Genomic DNA, 19419 nt, shown 5'->3' with positions numbered 1-19419 from the left:
CGCTACCGCGAACTTTACTGAATGAACCATGGCGGGTAGACCGCCACTTTCGTCGCGAAGGATGCCGCATCGAGCAGCTGCTTCACGCGATCCCGCGCACGGTCGCTTGCAACACCGACGAGTTGGACTTCGTCGAATGCGAACGAGCCGTGAATCAAAACTTCGGCGTCATCAGTGAGCTCATCTGCACGAAGATTGCCGAGCATGCGGGTCTTGGTATCTTCATCCGCGGCGAACCTTGTGAGGCTTGCTGCAGCATCTCCGTCAGCGAGAACGGCGTCATCGCCCAGCGCTCGAATGGTGGTTACCAAGAAAACAAAATCTGTTGATGACGCGGTGCGTGCGGCATCCGACCATCGAGGTTCGGCCGCACCGTCGCGAAGCTCACGCCACGCATTCGACTCTGGCACAAGGCTGAAGGGCACGTAGCGGTCGACAGGCTCCCCCGTGCTGAGCGAGGCGGCTTCGCGGAGCTCGCGGGTGAGCGGAGAACTGACATCCAAAATTGGAGTCTCAATCTGCGCTGCGGCAACGAGTTGGCCAGTGCGAAGAATGTTCTCGAGATTGCTGATGTGGGTCACGTGGTAGACCCGCTGGTCAGCCAAAACGGGCAGCTTGTTGCTGGATGCTCGAGGCGCGCCAGGAACGCGTTTTGTGCGTGACGATGTTGTCGTACGCGTTACCGGCTTGGCAGGGGCAGCCTTGGGGAAGCAGGAATCGCACAATTGATTCTCGAAGCCGTGGATGCACTCGGTGCCACTCATTGGGTCCTCTCTCGGAGTTCAGAAATGACCTCCGTTTCCAAGGTACGGCAATTATCGGTGCTGTATTGCCGACTCTGCCCGCATGGCCAGTTCACGAAGTAGTGTTTCGTGGCTCGAATCAAACGTGCGAGGCTCTGAGTCAAAGACGCAGACTGCCCCAATAATGTCACCGTTGGCTGCCGAAATCGGATACCCGGCATAGAAGCGAATGCGCGGACCCCTCAATACCCACGGATGCTCGGCAAACCGCGCATCGTGCAGTGTGTCTTCTCGCACGACGAGTCCGCGAGTGGTGAACGCCGAACTGCAGAACGCACCCGCCTCGTCGCGGCGCATATCGCCAACGCCCGAGGTTGACGTGAACCAATACGCTTCTTGATCGTGGAAGGTAACGGCCGCCCCGGTCGTGTTGAACATGACTCGTGCGGAGTGCATTATGGCGGTGAGTTTCGTCGACACCGACTGTGAGTTGAGCGACGAACCATCGAATATTGTGCGGGTTGTATTCGTCGACATGCTTGCCGAAGGAAGAACCGCGACGTGCGCAAGTTGGGCAGCAATGGTGGGCGCGAGTCCGTGTGCCCAGTGCGCGTAAGTGCGACTCTCGAACGTCATGCGCTGGTTATCTGCCGGTGGCGTCGCGGGGATAAAAGTGACACCCGATCGTTCTGCGCACAGCTGTTCAGTAATTGCGTTGAGATTCGCGATGTTCAGATTGACTACGCGCAGCAGCATTGACGGCAGTGAAAGCATTTCATCGGCGGGAGCGATTCCCAAGATGAAACTCTGCAACGTGCCTCCACCGCTCTCTTTGACGGCGTCGAGCAGAGCCGTAACGTCTCGACGCCACACGAAAAACGAGCGCATCCGAAGGGTGTCGACTCCGCCCAAGGTCAGTACGAGCGCGTCAAATTTTTCTAAGCGTGCCCAGCCGATGACGACCCTTGTATCCGCAGCTGACATTGAGAGATCAGAGACGATGTCGACGCTACACCCGCGTTTGGTGAGTGAGGCTAGTTTGCGGGCGAGGTGACCGCCGAGCCCCAATTCGTGGGTGTGTACTCCGAACCCAGCTGACTTGCCCGATCCGAGAAGCAGCACACGGTCGGGATCGGGTCCAACCGCTTCGGCGCGCGGGTCATCTGTGGGCACAGCAAGTGTGCGCCAGCTCTGCGGAATTACCGCAAGACAAAGCTTGACCAATGGCCACGCCAAAAGCGCAGCATAGCTACGAAACAATTGATCCCCACCCGAACGTCCAGACACGGACGCACTCACGCTACAAAGTATAGACGTGAATACTTTTCAGCCCTAGCTAGATTGAGGAAAACTAGTAATTATTTTCCTGCGGCTTTAGTGGCGCGCTCTGACTTGATCCGCGCGTTCTCTTCGTTGACCGCCGCGTGCACCGAGCGCTCCTCAACAAGCCACTTGGGCATTTCGACTAGCAGGGCTTTGATCTCGGAAGTGGTCATCACATCGGGCGCGCCTGCGCGGGCCAGCCCTGACGTTGAAACGCCGAGTTTTTGAGCAACCACCTGCCGAGGATGCGGGCCTTCACGTCGCAACTGCGCTAGCCACTCCGGAGGTGACTCCAGCAATGCTGCAAGTTCTTCGCGACTGATCTCGGAGTCGCGGAACTCTTCCGGGGTCGCTGGCAAATAGATACCGAGCTTCTTGGCGGCTGTCGCGGGCTTCATGGTCTGAACTGGCACGACCCAAGACTAACCTGAACACATGCCTTCATCATTCACGGTCGCCTTTGTTCTCGGCGCGACTCCGGGTAAGTGGGCGCGTGTGTGGAACGACCGCCTCGTCGACGTTCCGCTTAATCTCGTGGCGTGCCAACAAGAAGAAGCGCTGGACATGCTTCGCAGTGGAGCAGCCGACGTCGCTCTTGTGCGACTCCCCATTGACCGCGACTTTGATGGCGATCGTCCCCTAGCTGCGATTCCCCTGTACACGGAACGCGCAGTTGTTGTCGTGCCTAAGGACCATGCCCTTGCCAAGAGCGACTCAGTACATCTGACCGAACTCGATGAAGAAAATGATGTTTCAGGTGAGTGGCGGGCCGCGACCGAACTCGTGGCAGCGAATGTGGGTGTGGCGTTGATGCCGCAATCAGTTGCTAGAGCACTCATGCGGCGGGATGTCACGGCGAAGTTAGTCAAGGATGGCCCTGAGTGGCAAGTCGCTGTCGCGTGGCGCGATGGTTCCGTCGATCCTCACGTTGAAGAGTTCATCGGTATCGTTCGCGGACGCACCGCTCGAAGTTCGCGAGGTACGGCGAACGCCTCAGATTCGGGTGATGCCGTTGATGAGGGCAGCCCAAGCAAGTCCTCGGTGAAGAAACAGCCGCGATCAAACCCGAAAAACTCGCGAGCGAATCAGCTACAGGGAAAAATGCGGCGCGCAGCTCGTCCCGATAAGCGTCAGCCCAAGAAACGCCGGGGCTAGTCTCGCTCCAGCCGCTCCACAGCACATGCACTAGTCGAGGGTTGGCGGATAGTCCAGCTCTTTGGCGATCGTTGGGGCCATTGCGTCAGCCCACAGGCGATAACTCTGACGGCCTTCGATCGCCTCGTGGTCTTCTGGTTTCGGGGTGAACTCAATCTGATGGACTCGGTCGTGTCGCTGTGTGAGCGAGCGAATCTCTTCGTTGTATTCAGAGGTCATTCGTACGAGATGACGACGGTACGCAGCAGCGAAGTTAGACATTTTAGGCGCAGTACAACTGATCACAAAGATCTGCGAGTGGGAACTAGTATCTGCGAACACCGAGTCGATGAGCTCGCGCAACCCTCGGCGCCATTTTTTGACTGGCAGGTACGTGAGCAGTTCGAAGGTTCCGAATGAAAGAACCACCGCATCCATTCCTTTGAGTACATGAGAATGCAGTTGCATCTGCGCGGTCTTGGTGCTCAACCTCGGACTCGCAACCGTAGTGACTTCGGCACCGCGGTTGGTTAGAGCTGCGAGCGAGCGGGCTAGAGACCCGCCGAGTGCAAGTTCGTGCGATGCGACCCCATATCCGACAATAATGCCAGAACCGCACAGGAGAACACGATGTGGATGGGGGCCATCGACGACAATGGGAGGCTCAGATTCGGGCACAGGGAGGCCTCGCCAAGAATGCGGAGATGTATATAGCCACACAAGCATGAAGGACTTCATGGCGACATGTCCTAGAGTGGCGAACATCTCTCGATCTCCGTTTCGGGCATTGTCGGAGAGCGTCGCTCAGATTAATGCGACATAAAAACCCCGACGGGAAGCGCGGTAGTAATCATGCGGACTCTAGCACCGTTGTAGTCGCGTTCCTATAGTCAAGAGGCAGAAATGATCGCGCTCTCAACCTAGCGCGTGCTGATGCTCGCGAACTTGCGCACTGCCAGCGGAACAAAAATCGCCAACATCGCAACTATTCCAATGAGCACAGTGAGCACAGGATGCTGCTGCGACCACACCTCGGACTGAGCGGAACCAACCGGAGTATTACCGAAGAGCTCCCGCGCAGCTTGCACCAGCGCGGAGACCGGGTTGAGCTCGGCAAAGACCCGCAGCGGGGTGGGCAATGTCTCCGCGGGAACGAATGCATTTGAGATGAAGGTGAGAGGGAAGAGCACCAAGAACGAGACATTGTTGATGACCTCGGGGCTGCGCACGCTCATTCCGACGAACGCCATTACCCATGACAGCGCATAGGCGAAGAGCAACAGGAGTGCTATCGCGGCTAGCGCCTCGAGCGGGCTCGAATTAATCCGCCAACCCACGATGAGCCCCGTAGCCATCATGACGACCATCGAAATCGAGTTGATGAGAAGGTCACCGTTCGTACGCCCCACCAGCACAGCGGATGAACTCATCGGCAGCGTGCGGAAGCGGTCAATAATCCCGTCCTTGAGGTCCTGGGCCATGGCCGAGCCCGAATAGGTAGAACCGAAGACCACGGTTTGGGCGAAAATGCCCGCCATGATGAACTCGGCGTACGTGCTGCCGGGTATATCAATCACGCCCGCATAGACATAAGTGAACAGCAGCACGAACATGATCGGCTGCAGTGTCGTGAAGACCAAGATGTCTGGGACACGTTTGATCTTGATGAGGTTGCGACGAGTGGTGATCCACCCGTCATTGAGCCACGCCAGGACGGGCGATGATGTAGTCGGATACGGCTTCTTCTCGCGAACCGAGGTGGTCATTGCTGTGCCTTCTTTGCCGATGTTGCCTTCTGCGTAGGTGTTGATGAGGTCGAGTCGTTGATCTCGGTGTCATCGGTGCTTGCTGTGTGGCCGGTGAGTTTCAAGAACACATCATCAAGCGTTGGTCTGCGCATGCCTGCGTCATAAAGCTGCACGCCCCGCTGGGCGAACTCGCTAAGGATGAGCTGCAGCGCAGCGGGGGCATCTTCTGCGTTAACGGTGAGCCCGCGGCCGTCGAGACTCACGGCAGGTTCGGTTGTGCCGAACCGCGTGAGGATCTCGTGGGCGACAGCCGAATCATCCGTCGAGACCAGACTCACTTCAACACGCTGGCCACCGATCGAGGCTTTGAGCTCATCTGACGTGCCCTTGGCGATGACCTTGCCATCGTCGATCACCGAAATGTTGTCAGCGAGTTGATCAGCTTCTTCGAGGTATTGGGTGGTGAGGAGAACTGTTGTGCCCTCCCCCACTAGCGTCGTGATGATCTCCCACATTCCAATGCGGCTGCGCGGGTCAAGGCCGGTAGTTGGCTCATCGAGAAAGAGCACTGGAGGTCGCATAACAAGGGCGCCGGCGAGGTCGATGCGTCGTCGCATGCCGCCAGAAAACCCCTTGACCGGACGATTCTGCGCTTCTTTAAGATCGAAAATGTTGATGAGTTCACGTGCACGCTCACGAGACTGTTTGGCACCCAAGTGATAAAGGCGCCCGACCATGTCGAGATTCTCAAAGCCGGTGAGGTTCTCATCTACGGCAGCGTATTGGCCAGAGACCCCAATCATCGGACGGATACGTTCAGGTGAACCAATCACATCGATGCCGTCGATTGTTGCGCTGCCTGAATCGGGGCGGATAAGTGTGGTGAGCACCTTCACCGTTGTCGTCTTTCCGGCACCGTTCGGCCCCAGCAGGGCCGTGACTGTGCCTTGAGGGACGACCAGATCGAGACCGTCGAGCGCGTGCACCGGAGCGGCACCTTTGGGCGTGTAAGTCTTTTTGAGTCCCACTGCTTCGATAAAAGTCACGAGGTAACGCTAAAGCATGCCTGGGACATCGTAAAGACACGCCGATAGATGTCGTACGCAATTGACACACTCGAACATATGTTCGAATATGAACAAGTGTCCCCTGTCTCCGCTCAAGCCTTTTCAGCAACCGCTGAAGCGTTATCGAGCGCGCTTTCTGAGAGTGCAGTTCTTGGCAGTGCAGTCCCGGGTAGTGCGACTCCTAGCAGTGCGACTCCTGTTCGCGCAGCGGCAGACCGGGTAGCCGAGTTGCAGTCCCGCATCAGCCAGATGCAGTCACGCACGCTGAATACACCACTGATCCCTACCCACCCAGCTATCGGGCAGCTTTTACCCGGTGGCGGCTTGCAGCAAGGCAGCGTTTATTCGATAGACAAGTCAACGATGCTGCTGATGGCGTTGCTCGCGCCACCATCAGCAGCAGGATCATGGTGCGCTGTTATTGGGGTGCCCGAGTTCGGCATCGAAGCTGCAGCACGGTTCGGGGTCGATCTCGAACGGCTGGTGTTGGTTCCGCATCCGGGCGATCAGTGGCTAGCTGTTACTGCTGCGATCGTTGATGTGGTCGATGTCGTAGTTACTCGACCGCCTACGCGGGCATCCGATTCTGCTGTAGCCCGGTTGGCTTCACGACTTCGACAGCGTAAATCTACGTTGCTCATAATGGGCTCGTGGCCGCAAAGCGAGGCAATGGTTTCCTTGGGCGAAAGCCGGTGGCATGGCATCGGCGCGGGCCATGGGCATTTGGCAGCACGCGAGGTGACCGTCACTGTCACGAGCAAGAGTGCTGCCCGACCTCGCAGCGCCCGATTGTGGTTGCCCGACTCTTCGGAAACTGTTCGTGCCTACAACGATCATGAGATGGCTAAGCCCGAGTTGACGGTGCTGCCCGAACTGACTGTGCTGCACCACCGGGTGTCAGCATGACGGCCACACCGCCCTCTGGGGCGCTCCCGGTGTCACACCTGCCCCTCCCCCGCGTTCTCGTGCTGTGGTGCCCCGATTGGCCGGTGGTTGCCGCCAGACAACACGAGATGCTGCCGGCGGATGCACCACTGGTGCTCACTGAGAAGAGCCTCGTTTTTGCTGCTTCTGCTTCTGCCCGCGCCGAAGGGATTAGCCGTGGGTTGAGGCTGCGGGAGGCACAGTCGAGGTTTCCCGGGCTCATCGATCGCGCCTATGACCCTGCGCTCGATAGCCGCGCATTCGAGCCGGTCATTGCTGGCGTAGAAGAGCTGATCCCCGGGGTGCAGCTTCTCCGCCCTGGCATGTGTGCTGTGCGGGTGCGTGGAGCCGCACAGTATTACGGCGGCGAAAAGGCTGCTGCGCTCACGGTCATTGATCGCGTCAATGAGATTGCTGCTTCCGATGCGCGGGTAGGCATCGCGGATGCTCTTTTCACTGCGGTGCATGCTGCGCGCAGCACGGTGGGCGCGGATCCACGTTCTCGTTCTGGTCATGCGCGGCTCGTTCCTGTTGGGGCGTCTGCAGAATTTTTGGCACCGCTGCCGATCGCTGTGCTCGATGAACCTCAGATCGCGACGCTGTTGATAAAACTCGGCATTTCTACTCTGGGTGACTTTGCACAGCTCGGGCACACAGATGTGCGTACTCGCTTTGGAGAGCTCGGCGCCCGATTGCATTCACTCGCGGGTGGTCGTGATCCTCAGGCTTTTATTGCGCGCACACCTCCGCTTGATCTCGACGTGGTCATTGATTTCGAGCCAGCGTTAGACAGGGTCGACCAGGTTGCCTTCGGCGTCCGCAGTCGAGTCGATGACTTTATTGAGGCACTGGTTCGAGCCCAACTAGTGGCCACTGCAATTCGTATTGAACTTGATTCCGAGTCGGGTGAGATTGCAGAACGCGTGTGGCTGCATCCGCGGTCGTTTACCTCCACCGATGTTGTTGATCGGGTTCGTTGGCAAGTGCAGGGTCCCAGCCTTATCGAAGCGGGGTTGAGCTCAGGAATCAGCCGCGTGCACATTGTGCCCGAAACGGTGGATGCGATCGGCAACCACGAAACAGGGTTGTGGGGTTCGGGGCTTGAGCCGCGCATCCACCACGGACTCTCTCGAGTACAGAGCATGCTCGGACATGGTGCCGTGCTCATGCCAACAGTGCAGGGCGGGCGCACACTGCAGTCGCGACAGCAACTCACAGCGTGGGGTGATCGCAGCATGAGCGAGCGTTCTGCGCAGCGGCCGTGGCCCGGAGCATTGCCGGCTCCATTGCCGGGAACAGTTTTTTCGTCGCGCCATGCCGTGCACGTTTTTGCTCACGATGGCAGCCCGGTTTCTGTGGATGACCGTGGTCATGTTGCTGCGGCGCCCGCACGGTTCGCAACCAGCGACTCTCGCTCCCGCACGCTCACGGCGTGGGCCGGCCCCTGGCCTTTAGCCGAACGCTGGTGGGAGGCCGGGTCATCGGGCCAGTCGTGGCGTTTTCAGACCGTCGACGACACCGGATGTGCGTGGTTACTAGTGCTCGACGACGGCGGCTGGTGGGCCGAAGCGAGGTACGACTAATGGGTGTACGCCTGATGGCTGTCCGATCGATGGAGGTGTGCCATGGCGTGGTCTAATCCTCCGATTCCGTGGCGCCAGTTGGAGCGCACACTGTCGGGCTTTGGCACGGTCACGCCAATTGGCGAGGCCGGTGACGGTCGTGCCATGTCTCTCGTGTCGAGCAAGCGCGCCCCCTACGTTGCGCCGAACGCGCAGCCCAACGCGCTGCAGGGCGGGCCGCCGAACGACCCGGATGCAACATCCGCACCAGCCGTTGACGTGGTGCCCTATGCCGAGCTTCATGCGCACTCCAGCTTCAGCTTTCTTGATGGCGCGAGCATGCCGGAGAAACTGGCAGAAGAAGCTGCCCGATTGGGGCTCACCGCTCTTGCACTTACCGACCACGATGGGCTCTACGGCATCGTGCGGATGGCTGAAGCTGCCGCCGAGTTGGGTCTTTCGACCCTGTTTGGCGCTGAACTTTCCTTGGGCCTCACCGGGCCGCAGGCGGGCAATGCTGACCCAGAAGGTGACCACCTGCTGGTGCTTGCCCGCAAAGAGGAGGGGTACCACCGGCTGGCGTTGGCCATTACGCGCGCCCAGCTCACGGGCGGAGAAAAGGGTCGCCCGCAGTACGACCTGCACGAGTTAGCTGAGCTGGCGGATGGCCACTGGTTTGTGCTGACGGGATGCCGCAAGGGTGCAGTGCGCCGAGCGCTCTGCGGCATGCAACCCAATTCAGCACCTACAAGCGAATCGATGGTGGCTGCAGGTAACGAGCTCGACCGACTGTGTGAACTCTTTGGCAGCGAAGCCGTGATTGTTGAACTCTTCGATCAGGGCTATCCCCTCGATTCTGCTTACAACGATGCTCTCTACTCTCTTGCTGCTGAGCGAGGCCTTCGTGTTGTTGCCACGTCTAACGCTCACTACGCAACGCCGCACCAACACCATTTGCATTCGGCGATCTCCGCCGTGCGTGCGCGGCGGAGTCTCGATGAGATGGATGGTTGGCTTCCTGCTGCGGGAACAGCCCATTTGAGGTCGGGGGCTGAGATGGCTGCACGCTTTGCTCGTTACCCGGGTGCAGTGGCCGCGACCGTCGAGGTGGCGAATGAGGCTGCGTTTGAACTGAGGCAAGCTAAGCCGGCTCTTCCCGATCAGGAGGTGCCAGACGGGCATACGCCGGCGAGTTGGCTGCGCGAGTTGACGTGGGCGGGAGTCTCCGACCGTGCGATCGAACTCTCAGATGCGAATCGGGCACGCATTCAACGTGAACTTGATGTGATCGAAGAAAAGAACTTTGCGGGCTACTTCTTGATCGTGCACGACATTGTGTCGTTTGCTCAAGGTCGGGGAATTCTGTGTCAGGGGCGAGGTTCGGCGGCAAGCTCAGTGGTCTGCTATCTCCTGAAAATCACGGCGGTTGATCCGATCCGCTACAAGCTGCCATTTGAGCGATTCATTTCGGCGATGCGTGAAGAAGAACCCGACATCGATGTCGATTTTGATTCTGAGCGTCGAGAAGAGGTCATCCAGTACGTCTTCGAGCGGTACGGGCGCGAAAATGCGGCGCAGGTGGCGAACGTTATTCAGTACCGTCCCCGATTTGCTGTACGCGATATGGCGAAAGCGCTCGGGTACAGCGCAGGCCAACAGGATGCGTGGTCGAAGCAAATGGAACGGTGGGGTTCCGAGGTTTCAGGAGTCGACCACGACATCCCCGACTCGGTATTGGAGCTTGCCCAGCAGGTGATGAAGTTTCCCCGGCACTTGGGCATCCATTCGGGCGGAATGGTGTTGACGCAGCGGCCGGTCGGCGAAGTGGTGCCGATTGAGCATGCGCGCAAAGAGAAACGCACAGTGGTGCAGTGGGATAAAGATGACTGTGCGTGGATGGGGTTGGTCAAGTTCGATCTGCTGGGCCTCGGAATCCTGTCGGCCATGCAATATAGTTTCGATCTGGTTGATGAAGCGCTGGGTGAGCGGTGGGATCTCGCGACGATCCCTGCCGAAGAGCAGGGCGTCTACGACCAGTTGTGTCGAGCGGATGCCGTTGGTGTTTTTCAGGTAGAGAGTCGCGCCCAAATGGGGTTGCTGCCGCGCCTGCAACCGCGCGAGTTTTATCACCTGGTAGTAGAGATTGCGCTGGTGCGGCCCGGGCCGATTCAGGGTGGGGCGGTGCACCCTTATGTGCGCCGTAAAATGGGTGCCGATCCGATCACCTATCTGCACCCCAATCTGGTCGAGCCTCTTGAGCGTACTTTGGGCGTGCCGGTCTTTCAGGAGCAGTTAATGCAGATCGCGGTGGCGGTTGGCGGTTGCTCTGCAGATGATGCTGACCTGCTCCGGCGGGCCATGGGGTCTAAGCGCGGAATCGAACGCATCGACAAACTGCGATCGAAGCTCTATGCGGGAATGGCGAGCAACGGAATTGTTGGGGCAGATGCCGACCGCATTTACGAGAGCATTCAAGCGTTCGCCGGTTTTGGTTTTGCCGAAAGCCACGCCTTGAGCTTCGGTCTGCTCGTCTATGCCAGTGCGTGGATTCGCCTGCACTACCCCGCAGCGTTCCTTGCTGCTCTGTTGCGTGCGCAGCCGATGGGGTTTTATTCTCCGCAGTCGTTGGTGGCGGATGCTCGGCGTCACGGTGTGCAGGTGCGTGGCCCTGACATCCAACGTTCCGGAGTCTTTGCCGTACTCGAGCAGCACCTCGAGAGCACAGCGCCCACCGGAAACAGTCGCTGTGTCGATCATGAGCAGCCTCCGGTCGGCTCCTTTGATCGCTCGGCTCATTTTGATACTAACGATCATCGACGAGATGGCGCGTTTGCTGTGCGTCTTGGTCTAAATGAGGTCAAGGGCATCGGCACAGCTGTCGCGGAAAAGATTCTGGCTGAGCGCGATTCGGGTGAATTTGTTTCGATGCATGACCTAGTTCGCCGCGTGGGGCTCACGACGAAACAATTAGAAGCTCTGGCTGCGGCGGGTGCGTTCGACGGTCTGGGGCTCACGCGTCGAGAGGCGCTCTGGAATGCGGGCAACGCGGCGCACGATCGTGAAGAGTATTTGCCCAACAGCATGGTTACTGTGCAGCCGCCATTGTTCTCGTTGGCAACCGAGTTCGATGATCTGATGGCTGATTTGTGGGCAACAGGGATATCACCCGAGAGTCATCCCGTGATCCATCTGCGAGAGGCGCTGACGAGCCGCGGGGTGTTGTCTGCCGCTGATCTCACTGTTGCCGAGTCGGGGCGTCGCATCGAGATTGGTGGGGTTGTTACTCATCGGCAGCGCCCGGCAACAGCCAGCGGTATCACGTTCATGAATATCGAAGATGAAACCGGACTCGTCAACGTGATCTGCAGTGTTGGTGTGTGGGGACGGTACCGGCGGGTGGCCCGTGACAGTGCTGCACTGATCGTTCGTGGCATTGTTGAGCGATCAGAGGATGGTGTCATCAACGTGCTTGCGGACCGTTTTGAGCCACTATCGGGGCTCCCTCGCACACAATCACGCGATTTTCATTAGTGACAGTTCATTACCGTTGTGTGAACTTTTCGAAATACATGACACATAGAGCCCTGTACTGATATAGCCTTATGGAATCGTTCATGTTCTATACAAGGCATGGATGCGGCCTCGACTGTCGGGGCCTGAAAGAACGCTCCTGGAGGAGTTTTAAATGGCACTAGGTACCGTCAAGTGGTTCAACGCAGAAAAGGGCTTTGGCTTCATCGCCCCCGAGGACGGAAGTCCTGATGTGTTCGCCCACTACTCGGCCATCGCAACAAATGGCTACAAGTCGCTCGACGAGAACCAAAAGGTTGAGTTTGACATCACACAGGGTCCCAAGGGACCCCAGGCGGAGAACATCCGCCCCATCTGATCTTGATAGTTCAGTAACGAAAATGCCCCGGTCCTATACCGGGGCATTTTCTTGTTAACCAGCACTGTGTGTTGATGAGCACTGTGTGTTGACCAGCACTGTGCTGCTAATGCTTGCTCTTGCTCAGGTAGTCGATTCGGGTCTGCAATTGCGTCACTGTCGCCTGTGCAACAGCCGGGCCACCGCAGACTCGTCGCAGCTCAGCATGAATGAGTCCATGTGGCTCGTTGGAAAGTTTGGCGCGTCGACCCACCAAGTTGTTCAGGAGCGTGCGCTGCTCTTTGAGCGTGCGGTATAGCGGCTGCGGCTGATCTGCCTTGGGCTTGCTTTCGGCGCGGCGCGACTGGCGTTTCTGGCGCTGCAGAAGCAGCTCGCGCACCTGCTCGGGCTCCAGGATGCCGGGCAATCCAATGAAGTCGAGTTCTTCGTCGCTGCCTGTCTCGGCCGCAAAGCCGAACTCGGCACCGTCAAAGAGCACCCGGTCGAAGTTTGCGTCTGATTCAATCGCTTCCCAAATGAACTCGTCAGCAAGCTCATCACTCGTCTTCTCTTCGCGGTTCTCGCTGTCGAGAAGGCTGTCATCGAGAAGATCATCTTTTTCGCTGTCGCGATCGAGCGCGTGATCGCGTTCCTGCTCAAGTTTCTCTGCGAGAAGCATCAGCGATGGCACGCTCGGCAAGAAAATTGATGCAGTCTCGCCGCGACGGCGGACGCGCACGAAACGGCCGACCGCCTGCGCGAAATAGAGCGGTGTGGAAGCCGAGGTTGCGTACACCCCGACGGCTAGCCGGGGAACATCGACGCCTTCGGACACCATCCGCACGGCGACCATCCACCGGCTGTCGCTCGCAGCGAATTGCTCGATTCGAGCGGAAGACTCCTTCTCGTCGGAGAGCACGATAGTTGCCGACTCCCCCGTGATCTCCTTGATGAGGCTCGCATAGGCGCGAGCTGCAAGCTGGTCGGTAGCAATGACGAGGCCGCCGGCATCCGGAATTGAATGCCGCACTTCGCTCAGGCGACGATCGGCTGCACGCAGTACGGCCGGCATCCATTCGCCCTTGGGATCTAGAGCAGTGCGCCATGCCTGCGAGGTGACATCTTTGGTGTCGCCTTCGCCGAGACGCGCTTCCATTTCGTCGCCCATTCGGGTACGCCAGCGCATTTTTCCCGCATAGGCCATGAACATGACGGGGCGCACGACACCATCCCCGAGAGCTCTACCGTAGCTGTAGCTGTAGTCGGTGACGGAGGTGCGGATGCCGTTGCCGTCGGGTGCGTAGGTGACGAACGGAATGGGGGCAGTGTCGCTGCGGAAAGGGGTTCCCGTGAGCGAAAGCCGACGAGTTGCTCGGCCAAACGCTTGATGAATTGCGTCGCCCCAGCTCAAAGCATCGCCACCGTGATGCACTTCGTCGAGAATCACGAGGGTTCGTGCCGAATCGGTGATCTCCTGATGTAGAGAGGCCTTCATCGCGACTTGTGCGTAGGTGACGGCAATTCCATTGAACCGGCGCCCGCCCCAGGCATCACCGTTGGAGAATCCTGGGTTGAGCCGTAGACCAACGCGGTCGGCAGCGTCGGCCCATTGCCGTTTGAGGTGGTCGGTGGGCGCGACAACGGTTACGCGGTCGATGACGCGTCGTGCGATGAGTTCTACAGCAAGGCGTAGCGCAAAAGTAGTTTTGCCGGCCCCCGGGGTTGCTGCGGCAAGAAAGTCACGCGGTTGGCGTTCGAAATACAGGTCAAGGGCTTCGGCCTGCCAGGCTCGCAACTTGGATGCGGTGCCTCTGGCGGCGCGTTCAGGGTACGACGGTGAGAGATGTTCCGCTGCAAACGTGCCCACTGTTGGGCCAGGCAATGTAGTGCTCACTTGATAAGACTTTACCGTTTCTCACTGACATCGATGGTCGCCGCAGCGGAGTTTCGCTGCTAGCGCGGGCTAATCGCGTTGGCCGAGCCTCGGGCGCTCGGAGCGCTCAGCGCCTAACAGCCGAGCGGGGCCAACAGCTCCTCGCCCAAAGCGCGCTGACGCCGCTTCCATTGCCTCTTCGGCATCTCGCCAGCCATCGGTGGTATCCCAGAGACCCACTAGCGTGCCACCGGGATCGACAAGCTGTTCACCGCGAACACCCACTAGTCGAACGGGGCGGCCCTCTGCCGCGAACTCTTCATAGACGCCCCGTACAGTGTCGTAGAGAGTGCGCCCTAGGTCAGTTGGTTCGGGTAGCTTGCGTGACCGAGTCACCGTGCTGAAATCTTCAAACCGCAACTTGAGAACTACTGTGCGTGCCACCATGCCCGCTGCTCGCAGGCGAATGGCGACCTTGCCCGACAGCCGCAGCAATTCTCTGCGGATTTCGTCGGCGTTGAGCACGTCGTATTCGAAGGTCGTCTCATGCCCAATGCTCTTCTCTGCAGGGCGCTCCGCAACCTCCCGGTGATCGTTACCCCAGGCCAAATTATGGAGCTTGACGGCACTCGCCTCCCCCACTGCGCGAGTCAGCGACGCACGATCAGCGTGAGCAATATCGGCGATGGTGGAGAAACCGCGCTGGTGAAGCGCCTCCTCGGTCTTGCCGCCGACGCCCCACAACGCAGAAATGGGCAAGGGGTGAAGAAACTCGATGGTCTTGTCGGCAGGAATCACCAGCAACCCGTCTGGCTTCGATAAACCAGACGCAACTTTGGCGACATATTTGGATGCAGCAGCACCCACCGAGCACACCAGACCAGTCTCAGCGAGCACCCGTGCCCGCAGCAGGGCAGCAATCTTCATGGGCGAGCCATAAATGGCGCGCGCACCAGCGACGTCCAGAAAGGCCTCATCGATGCCCAAGCGTTCCACCTTGGGGGTGAGTTCATCACAGATCTCGAAGACCTTTGCGGAGAAGTATTGGTATCGCTCGAAGTGCGGTTCGAGCACGATCGCTTGGGGGCAGCGACGAAGCGCGAGCGCCATCGGCATCGCCGAATTGACGCCATACTTGCGCGCTTCGTACGTGGCCGCCGTAACGACAGAGCGGGTCGAGTTGTGGCCGACGATTACGGGCTTGCCGATCAGCTCTGGACGGTCGAGGAGTTCGACCGACGCGAAGAAGGCATCCATGTCGACATGCAGGATGGTCGCGGTGCTGTCATCGACGTTGATGGCGGAAACGTGCCGCTTCATTCCGTCTTGCTTGCCCATGTGTCTATTGTCTCAGGTGCTTCTGACGGCGTGCGTGCGATAGGTCTGCGGAAGATGCCGGGCCAACGAGAAATGGCTGAGGTGCGCGTTAACGACAACGGGCGGCACACCGAAGTATGCCGCCCGTCATGCTGATAAAGAGTTAGCGACGTGAGCCGCGCGTGACGAGTCCATAAATGAACAGCACGAGAACTGAGCCAGCGATGGCGACCAGCCACGTCTGGATGGAGAAGAACTCTTCAAGGCCGATGTTGAAGATCGCGCCACCAACAAAGCCACCAACAAGCGCTCCGACGACACCAAGGATCAGTGTCGCGATCCAACCGCCGCCTTGGCGGCCAGGCAGGATGGCCTTAGCAATAGCGCCAGCGATCAGTCCCAGTACGATCCAACCGATGATTCCCATTGTGTTTTCTCCAAACGGGGTTAACTGGTCTTCGAGGTGAAGACCGTGAGTAAATATAATATGAACCCCGATCAGGGGTCAAGCCATACAGGTCGCTCACAGGAATCACACGGGTTTCGCGCAGACAAGATCTGAGGCAAGCTAGACAAGTGGAAGAACAACATCCGTGGACCCGATATGTAGCGATCGGTGACTCATTCACTGAAGGGATCGGCGATCCCGAACCCGACTCCCCTGGCGGCAATCGAGGCTGGGCTGACCGCGTGGCAGAGGTGCTTGGCCACAACAAAGATGACTTTGCCTACGCGAACCTTGCCATCCGCGGTCGACTATTGAACCAGGTGCAGGCCGAACAGCTTGAGCCAGCGCTGGAGCTCAAGCCAGACCTCATCAGCGTCTCTGCCGGCGGTAACGACATCATTCGGCCCGGCTCAGACCCCGATGAAGTCGCCGCTCGAGTCGACGCCCTCGTTGCAGGTCTGCGCAGAGACGGCGCTACCGTCGTGCTTTTTACCGGCCCAGACATCGGGATGACGCCAGTGCTCAATCGCATGCGTGGCAAAGTTGCCATCTATAACGAGAACATTCGCGCAATCGCCCAGCGTCACGATGCGGTCATCGCCGACATGTGGTCGTTGCGAGAGCTTGCTGATCCGCGAATGTGGGCACCGGACCGCCTGCACTTCTCGCCGGTTGGCCATCACACCGTTGCCCGTATGGTTCTTAACGCGCTCAACGTCTCCAACGAACTCGAACCGTTCAAGCCAGAGCCCCTGCCGCCTCGGCGGTGGCGTCGGGCCCGCGTCGAAGATATGGGTTGGGCGCGCGAACACCTCATGCCTTGGGTGCTGCGGCGAATTCGTCATCAGTCTTCGGGAGACAACATCACGGCCAAGCGCCCAGGCTTCTAAGCCAGGACACGCTAAAAGGGGCCTCTACCAGCTCGGTAGAGGCCCCTTTTAGCGTGTTGTGTAGTGCGGTGTATCTCTTTAGCCGGTGTAGCCGGTTCGACCCGCTGCGGGGCAATCGAACGGGTCACCGTCGGCACCGAGTCCGACCTCGTTGAGGTAACGGATCACAATGCCGTACGACGTGACGAGTCCAACCTCGGTGTAGCTGATGTCCCTGGTCTTGCAGTACTCCTTGACCATCTCTGCGGCGCGACGCAAGTGCGGGCGCGGCATCGTGGGGAACAAGTGGTGCTCGATCTGATAGTTCAAGCCGCCCATGAAATGGTTCATGAAGTGACCACTGCGAATGTTGCGGCTCGTGAGCACTTGACGACGCAAATAATCGACCTTCGAACCTTTCGGCAGAATCGGCATTCCCTTGTGGTTGGGGGCAAACGACGCCCCCATGTACAGGCCGAAGATGCCCATCTGAACCGCGAGGAAAGCAAACGCCATGCCCACAGGCAAGAATGTGAAGACGACCGCGAGGTAACCGATGTTTCGCACAAGCAGGAGCACGATTTCGAGCGAGCGCTTATCTACCTTCTTCTTGAGATTGAAAACCTCTTGGAAAGCGTGTGAATGAAGGTTGAAACCCTCGAGGAGAAGCGCGGGGAAGAACAGGTAGCCCTGGCGGTTGGCCATGAACTTAGTGATTCCCTTGAGGCCGACAGCCTTTTCCTTCTGGAAAATGATGAAGTCGGTCTCGATATCGGGGTCTTTGTCTACCGTGTTGGGGTTAGCGTGATGACGCGAATGCTTATTCATCCACCAGGCGTAGCTAATACCGACCACGAGATCGGCCAAGACACGTCCGAGAGTGTCATTGAGCTTGCTCGAATCGAACACTTGACGATGAGCGAGCTCATGGGTCAAGAACGCATACTGCGTGAAGATAATGCCCATGGCGGCAGCGATAAGTAGCACGTACCATGTGCCTGCGAGCATCGCGAAGCCGAACCACGCTGCGACCATAGCAATGGTGATGACAGCAAAAGTGATGATGTAGAAGCTTCGGCTGCGACGCAGCAGTCCAGCTTCGCGAACAGTGCGCAGTAGCGCGGCGAATTCGCTGATGGGATTACCAACACCGCGTGGACCAGTTTTAATTACACGTGCGGAATCGGCTGAGAGAGAACTGCTCACGTGACCTCAGAAATTTCGAATGACTTCCCAGCCATGTGACATACGAGCGGGTGCTCCAGATGCACTCCACCCTACCGCGAGTGCCTGTGAGCCCAGTGTTTATTCGTAAACTAAAACAGACTCTGTGGATTTGTGAGTCTCCACCACACGCCGGGATCGTCAATCTCGTCGCTGAACTCCAACGGAATCTCGATGGACTCCGTGCCGATGCGAACGTAGACCACACCCGCGCTCATCCCCGCATCTGTGAGACGGACTGGTTCGGCATCCACTGTCGCTGTGATGTCGTCCTCGCCCCACACCACGCGAGTGACCGTGTCGGAGGCGACAGCGCTCGAGTCGTCACCCCACGGCGTGTCGTACTCGGCGAACTCTTCACCGGCAGTTGCGAGGGTCACTTCGGTATACCCCTCAGTCGCATCCGCAATGAGGGCACGAATTGCCGCAGCAATAGTGGGATGATCTGGTCCACCAAGAACCACGCCTACGAGGGTCTTGATCTCGCCGCCGATCGTGACATCGGTAGAAAAAAGAAGACAAGCCCAGTCGTCTTGGAGTGTTCCCGTCTTGATCCCGTCTACGCCGTCAATGCCGAGCAACTGGTTGCGGTTGCTGACGGTGCCCAAGCCCGGCACTTCAACGGATGGCGTTGACACGATCGCGGCAACGACAGGACTCCCAATCGCGAGTCGTGCGAGTTCCGTGAGGTCTTGCGCGGTGCTTGTGTTGGAAGTTTGGATGCCCGAGGCTTCGCTTAGCGTCGTATTCTCGAGCCCGTGCGCACTAAGCCACGTCGCGGCAGCGGCAACGAACGCTTCGTCTGAGCCATATGCCCACCGTGCAAGCGTCTGGGCGTAGTTGTTTGCTGAGGCAAGAAGCACAACGTTCATGACCTCGCGCTGCGACAACTGTTGGCCGTCAAATACTGGCCACACGAGACCAAATTGAGCTTGTTGTGTGTAGTAGTAGTCGAGATCGGCTGGCCCGAACGTGATCGTGGGCCCCGGCTCATCCGCTCCGAGGGGTTTCGCGTCGAGGACGACAAGCGCAGTGATGACCTTGGTGATTGAAGCGATCGGCAAAGCCTCGTTGCTGCCAGCACTAGCGAGCACCCCAGGCCGGTCAACGGCAGCGATCGCCGATGCTCCGTAACTCGGGAACGCGAGTTCGGGTTCTGCGAGATCCGGCGTGGCCGGAGCGATCACCGTTGCAGATACTGCGCCGAGTGGCGCAAGCAACGTCATCGGAAGGTAGAAGGCCGTGGACAGCAGGACCCCGATGGCGGAGAAGACAACAATGCGACGGCGACGAAAGATTTGGCGTTGAGTCAGCGGCAC

At 58.7% G+C, this 19419-nt stretch carries 17 protein-coding genes; 6 read left to right on the top strand and 11 right to left on the bottom strand.

All coding sequences use genetic code 11. The features are described 5' to 3' along the window. Positions 1-14 precede the first annotated feature (14 nt). The 3 genes from ACTJJW_RS03200 to ACTJJW_RS03190 all read right to left on the bottom strand — a co-directional run bounded on the left by ACTJJW_RS03200 (position 15) and on the right by ACTJJW_RS03190 (position 2464). Complete coding sequence (locus ACTJJW_RS03200) at positions 15-764, bottom strand: DarT ssDNA thymidine ADP-ribosyltransferase family protein (RefSeq protein ID WP_462642646.1); 750 nt, start codon at positions 762-764, stop codon at positions 15-17. Between the two features lie 51 nt (positions 765-815). After that, positions 816-1979, bottom strand: a complete 1164-nt coding sequence (locus tag ACTJJW_RS03195; protein WP_462642644.1) for a GAF domain-containing protein — start codon at positions 1977-1979, stop codon at positions 816-818. Between the two features lie 122 nt (positions 1980-2101). Then, positions 2102-2464: a DUF5997 family protein gene (locus ACTJJW_RS03190; RefSeq protein ID WP_462642885.1), complete on the bottom strand. Its 363-nt coding sequence runs from the start codon at positions 2462-2464 to the stop codon at positions 2102-2104. A 37-nt stretch (positions 2465-2501) separates the two neighbouring features. On the opposite strand from ACTJJW_RS03190, the gene ACTJJW_RS03185 reads away from it, so the two are divergent. Continuing rightward, positions 2502-3221, top strand: coding sequence for a LysR family transcriptional regulator substrate-binding protein (locus tag ACTJJW_RS03185; protein WP_462642643.1), 720 nt, complete (start codon positions 2502-2504; stop codon positions 3219-3221). Between the two features lie 30 nt (positions 3222-3251). Here ACTJJW_RS03185 and ACTJJW_RS03180 read toward each other — a convergent pair whose 3' ends face one another. From ACTJJW_RS03180 to ACTJJW_RS03170, 3 genes are all read right to left on the bottom strand, one after another. Next, positions 3252-3878 carry an SGNH/GDSL hydrolase family protein gene (locus ACTJJW_RS03180; RefSeq protein ID WP_462642642.1) on the bottom strand — a complete coding sequence of 209 codons (627 nt, stop codon included), beginning with the start codon at positions 3876-3878 and terminating at the stop codon, positions 3252-3254. Between the two features lie 242 nt (positions 3879-4120). Continuing rightward, positions 4121-4966 carry an ABC transporter permease gene (locus ACTJJW_RS03175; RefSeq protein ID WP_462642641.1) on the bottom strand — a complete coding sequence of 282 codons (846 nt, stop codon included), beginning with the start codon at positions 4964-4966 and terminating at the stop codon, positions 4121-4123. Continuing rightward, positions 4963-5994, bottom strand: a complete 1032-nt coding sequence (locus ACTJJW_RS03170; RefSeq protein ID WP_462642640.1) for an ATP-binding cassette domain-containing protein — start codon at positions 5992-5994, stop codon at positions 4963-4965. Before ACTJJW_RS03170 ends, ACTJJW_RS03175 begins: the two co-directional genes overlap by 4 nt. Before the next feature lie 78 nt (positions 5995-6072). Here ACTJJW_RS03170 and ACTJJW_RS03165 point away from each other — a divergent pair, with 78 nt between their 5' ends. The 4 genes from ACTJJW_RS03165 (at position 6073) to ACTJJW_RS03150 (ending at position 12390) form a co-directional block, all read left to right on the top strand. Beyond that, the gene (locus ACTJJW_RS03165) at positions 6073-6921 is read left to right on the top strand and encodes a hypothetical protein (protein ID WP_462642639.1); all 849 of its coding nucleotides are present in this window, start codon (positions 6073-6075) and stop codon (positions 6919-6921) included. Then, complete coding sequence (locus ACTJJW_RS03160) at positions 6918-8522, top strand: DNA polymerase Y family protein (protein ID WP_462642638.1); 1605 nt, start codon at positions 6918-6920, stop codon at positions 8520-8522. The genes ACTJJW_RS03165 and ACTJJW_RS03160 overlap by 4 nt, the downstream gene beginning before the upstream one ends. A 42-nt stretch (positions 8523-8564) precedes the next feature. Next, positions 8565-12032 carry an error-prone DNA polymerase gene (locus ACTJJW_RS03155; RefSeq protein ID WP_462642637.1) on the top strand — a complete coding sequence of 1156 codons (3468 nt, stop codon included), beginning with the start codon at positions 8565-8567 and terminating at the stop codon, positions 12030-12032. Positions 12033-12186: 154 nt separating this feature from the next. After that, a complete protein-coding gene (locus tag ACTJJW_RS03150) occupies positions 12187-12390 on the top strand; it encodes a cold-shock protein (protein WP_009772173.1) in 204 nt (67 codons plus the stop codon). Between the two features lie 106 nt (positions 12391-12496). On the opposite strand, the gene ACTJJW_RS03145 is transcribed toward ACTJJW_RS03150, so the two are convergent. From ACTJJW_RS03145 to ACTJJW_RS03135, 3 genes are all read right to left on the bottom strand, one after another. Next, positions 12497-14263, bottom strand: a complete 1767-nt coding sequence (locus tag ACTJJW_RS03145) for a DEAD/DEAH box helicase (protein ID WP_462642635.1) — start codon at positions 14261-14263, stop codon at positions 12497-12499. 69 nt (positions 14264-14332) lie between these two features. Continuing rightward, entirely contained in the window at positions 14333-15580 is a 1248-nt protein-coding gene (dinB, locus tag ACTJJW_RS03140) for a DNA polymerase IV (RefSeq protein ID WP_462642634.1), read from the bottom strand. Between the two features lie 142 nt (positions 15581-15722). Then, positions 15723-15986 carry a GlsB/YeaQ/YmgE family stress response membrane protein gene (locus tag ACTJJW_RS03135; protein ID WP_462642633.1) on the bottom strand — a complete coding sequence of 88 codons (264 nt, stop codon included), beginning with the start codon at positions 15984-15986 and terminating at the stop codon, positions 15723-15725. Positions 15987-16135: 149 nt separating this feature from the next. Between ACTJJW_RS03135 and ACTJJW_RS03130 the strand changes: the two genes are divergently transcribed. Continuing rightward, positions 16136-16897 (top strand): SGNH/GDSL hydrolase family protein, encoded by a 762-nt coding sequence (locus ACTJJW_RS03130; protein WP_462642632.1) that lies wholly within the window; start codon positions 16136-16138, stop codon positions 16895-16897. 78 nt (positions 16898-16975) lie between these two features. Here the strand turns inward: ACTJJW_RS03130 and ACTJJW_RS03125 are convergent, their stop codons facing one another. Beyond that, positions 16976-18082, bottom strand: a complete 1107-nt coding sequence (locus ACTJJW_RS03125) for a fatty acid desaturase family protein (RefSeq protein WP_462642631.1) — start codon at positions 18080-18082, stop codon at positions 16976-16978. A 110-nt stretch (positions 18083-18192) separates the two neighbouring features. Continuing rightward, positions 18193-19419: a D-alanyl-D-alanine carboxypeptidase family protein gene (locus ACTJJW_RS03120; protein WP_462642630.1), complete on the bottom strand. Its 1227-nt coding sequence runs from the start codon at positions 19417-19419 to the stop codon at positions 18193-18195.

Source organism: Rhodoglobus galactosidasius (assembly GCF_054957775.1).
The sequence above is the reverse complement of the archived record's forward strand: the minus strand, read 5'-3'. Positions and strand labels throughout refer to the sequence as shown.

Bases quoted from the DNA above. Each gene is read 5' to 3' on its own strand.
- ACTJJW_RS03200 (WP_462642646.1), bottom strand. From the start codon at position 764: ATGAGTGGCACCGAGTGCATCCACGGCTTCGAGAATCAATTGTGCGAT.
- ACTJJW_RS03190 (WP_462642885.1), bottom strand. From the start codon at position 2,464: ATGAAGCCCGCGACAGCCGCCAAGAAGCTCGGTATCTATTTGCCAGCG.
- ACTJJW_RS03185 (WP_462642643.1), top strand. From the start codon at position 2,502: ATGCCTTCATCATTCACGGTCGCCTTTGTTCTCGGCGCGACTCCGGGT.
- ACTJJW_RS03175 (WP_462642641.1), bottom strand. From the start codon at position 4,966: ATGACCACCTCGGTTCGCGAGAAGAAGCCGTATCCGACTACATCATCG.
- ACTJJW_RS03165 (WP_462642639.1), top strand. From the start codon at position 6,073: ATGTTCGAATATGAACAAGTGTCCCCTGTCTCCGCTCAAGCCTTTTCA.
- ACTJJW_RS03160 (WP_462642638.1), top strand. From the start codon at position 6,918: ATGACGGCCACACCGCCCTCTGGGGCGCTCCCGGTGTCACACCTGCCC.
- ACTJJW_RS03155 (WP_462642637.1), top strand. From the start codon at position 8,565: ATGGCGTGGTCTAATCCTCCGATTCCGTGGCGCCAGTTGGAGCGCACA.
- ACTJJW_RS03150 (WP_009772173.1), top strand. From the start codon at position 12,187: ATGGCACTAGGTACCGTCAAGTGGTTCAACGCAGAAAAGGGCTTTGGC.
- dinB (WP_462642634.1), bottom strand. From the start codon at position 15,580: ATGGGCAAGCAAGACGGAATGAAGCGGCACGTTTCCGCCATCAACGTC.
- ACTJJW_RS03135 (WP_462642633.1), bottom strand. From the start codon at position 15,986: ATGGGAATCATCGGTTGGATCGTACTGGGACTGATCGCTGGCGCTATT.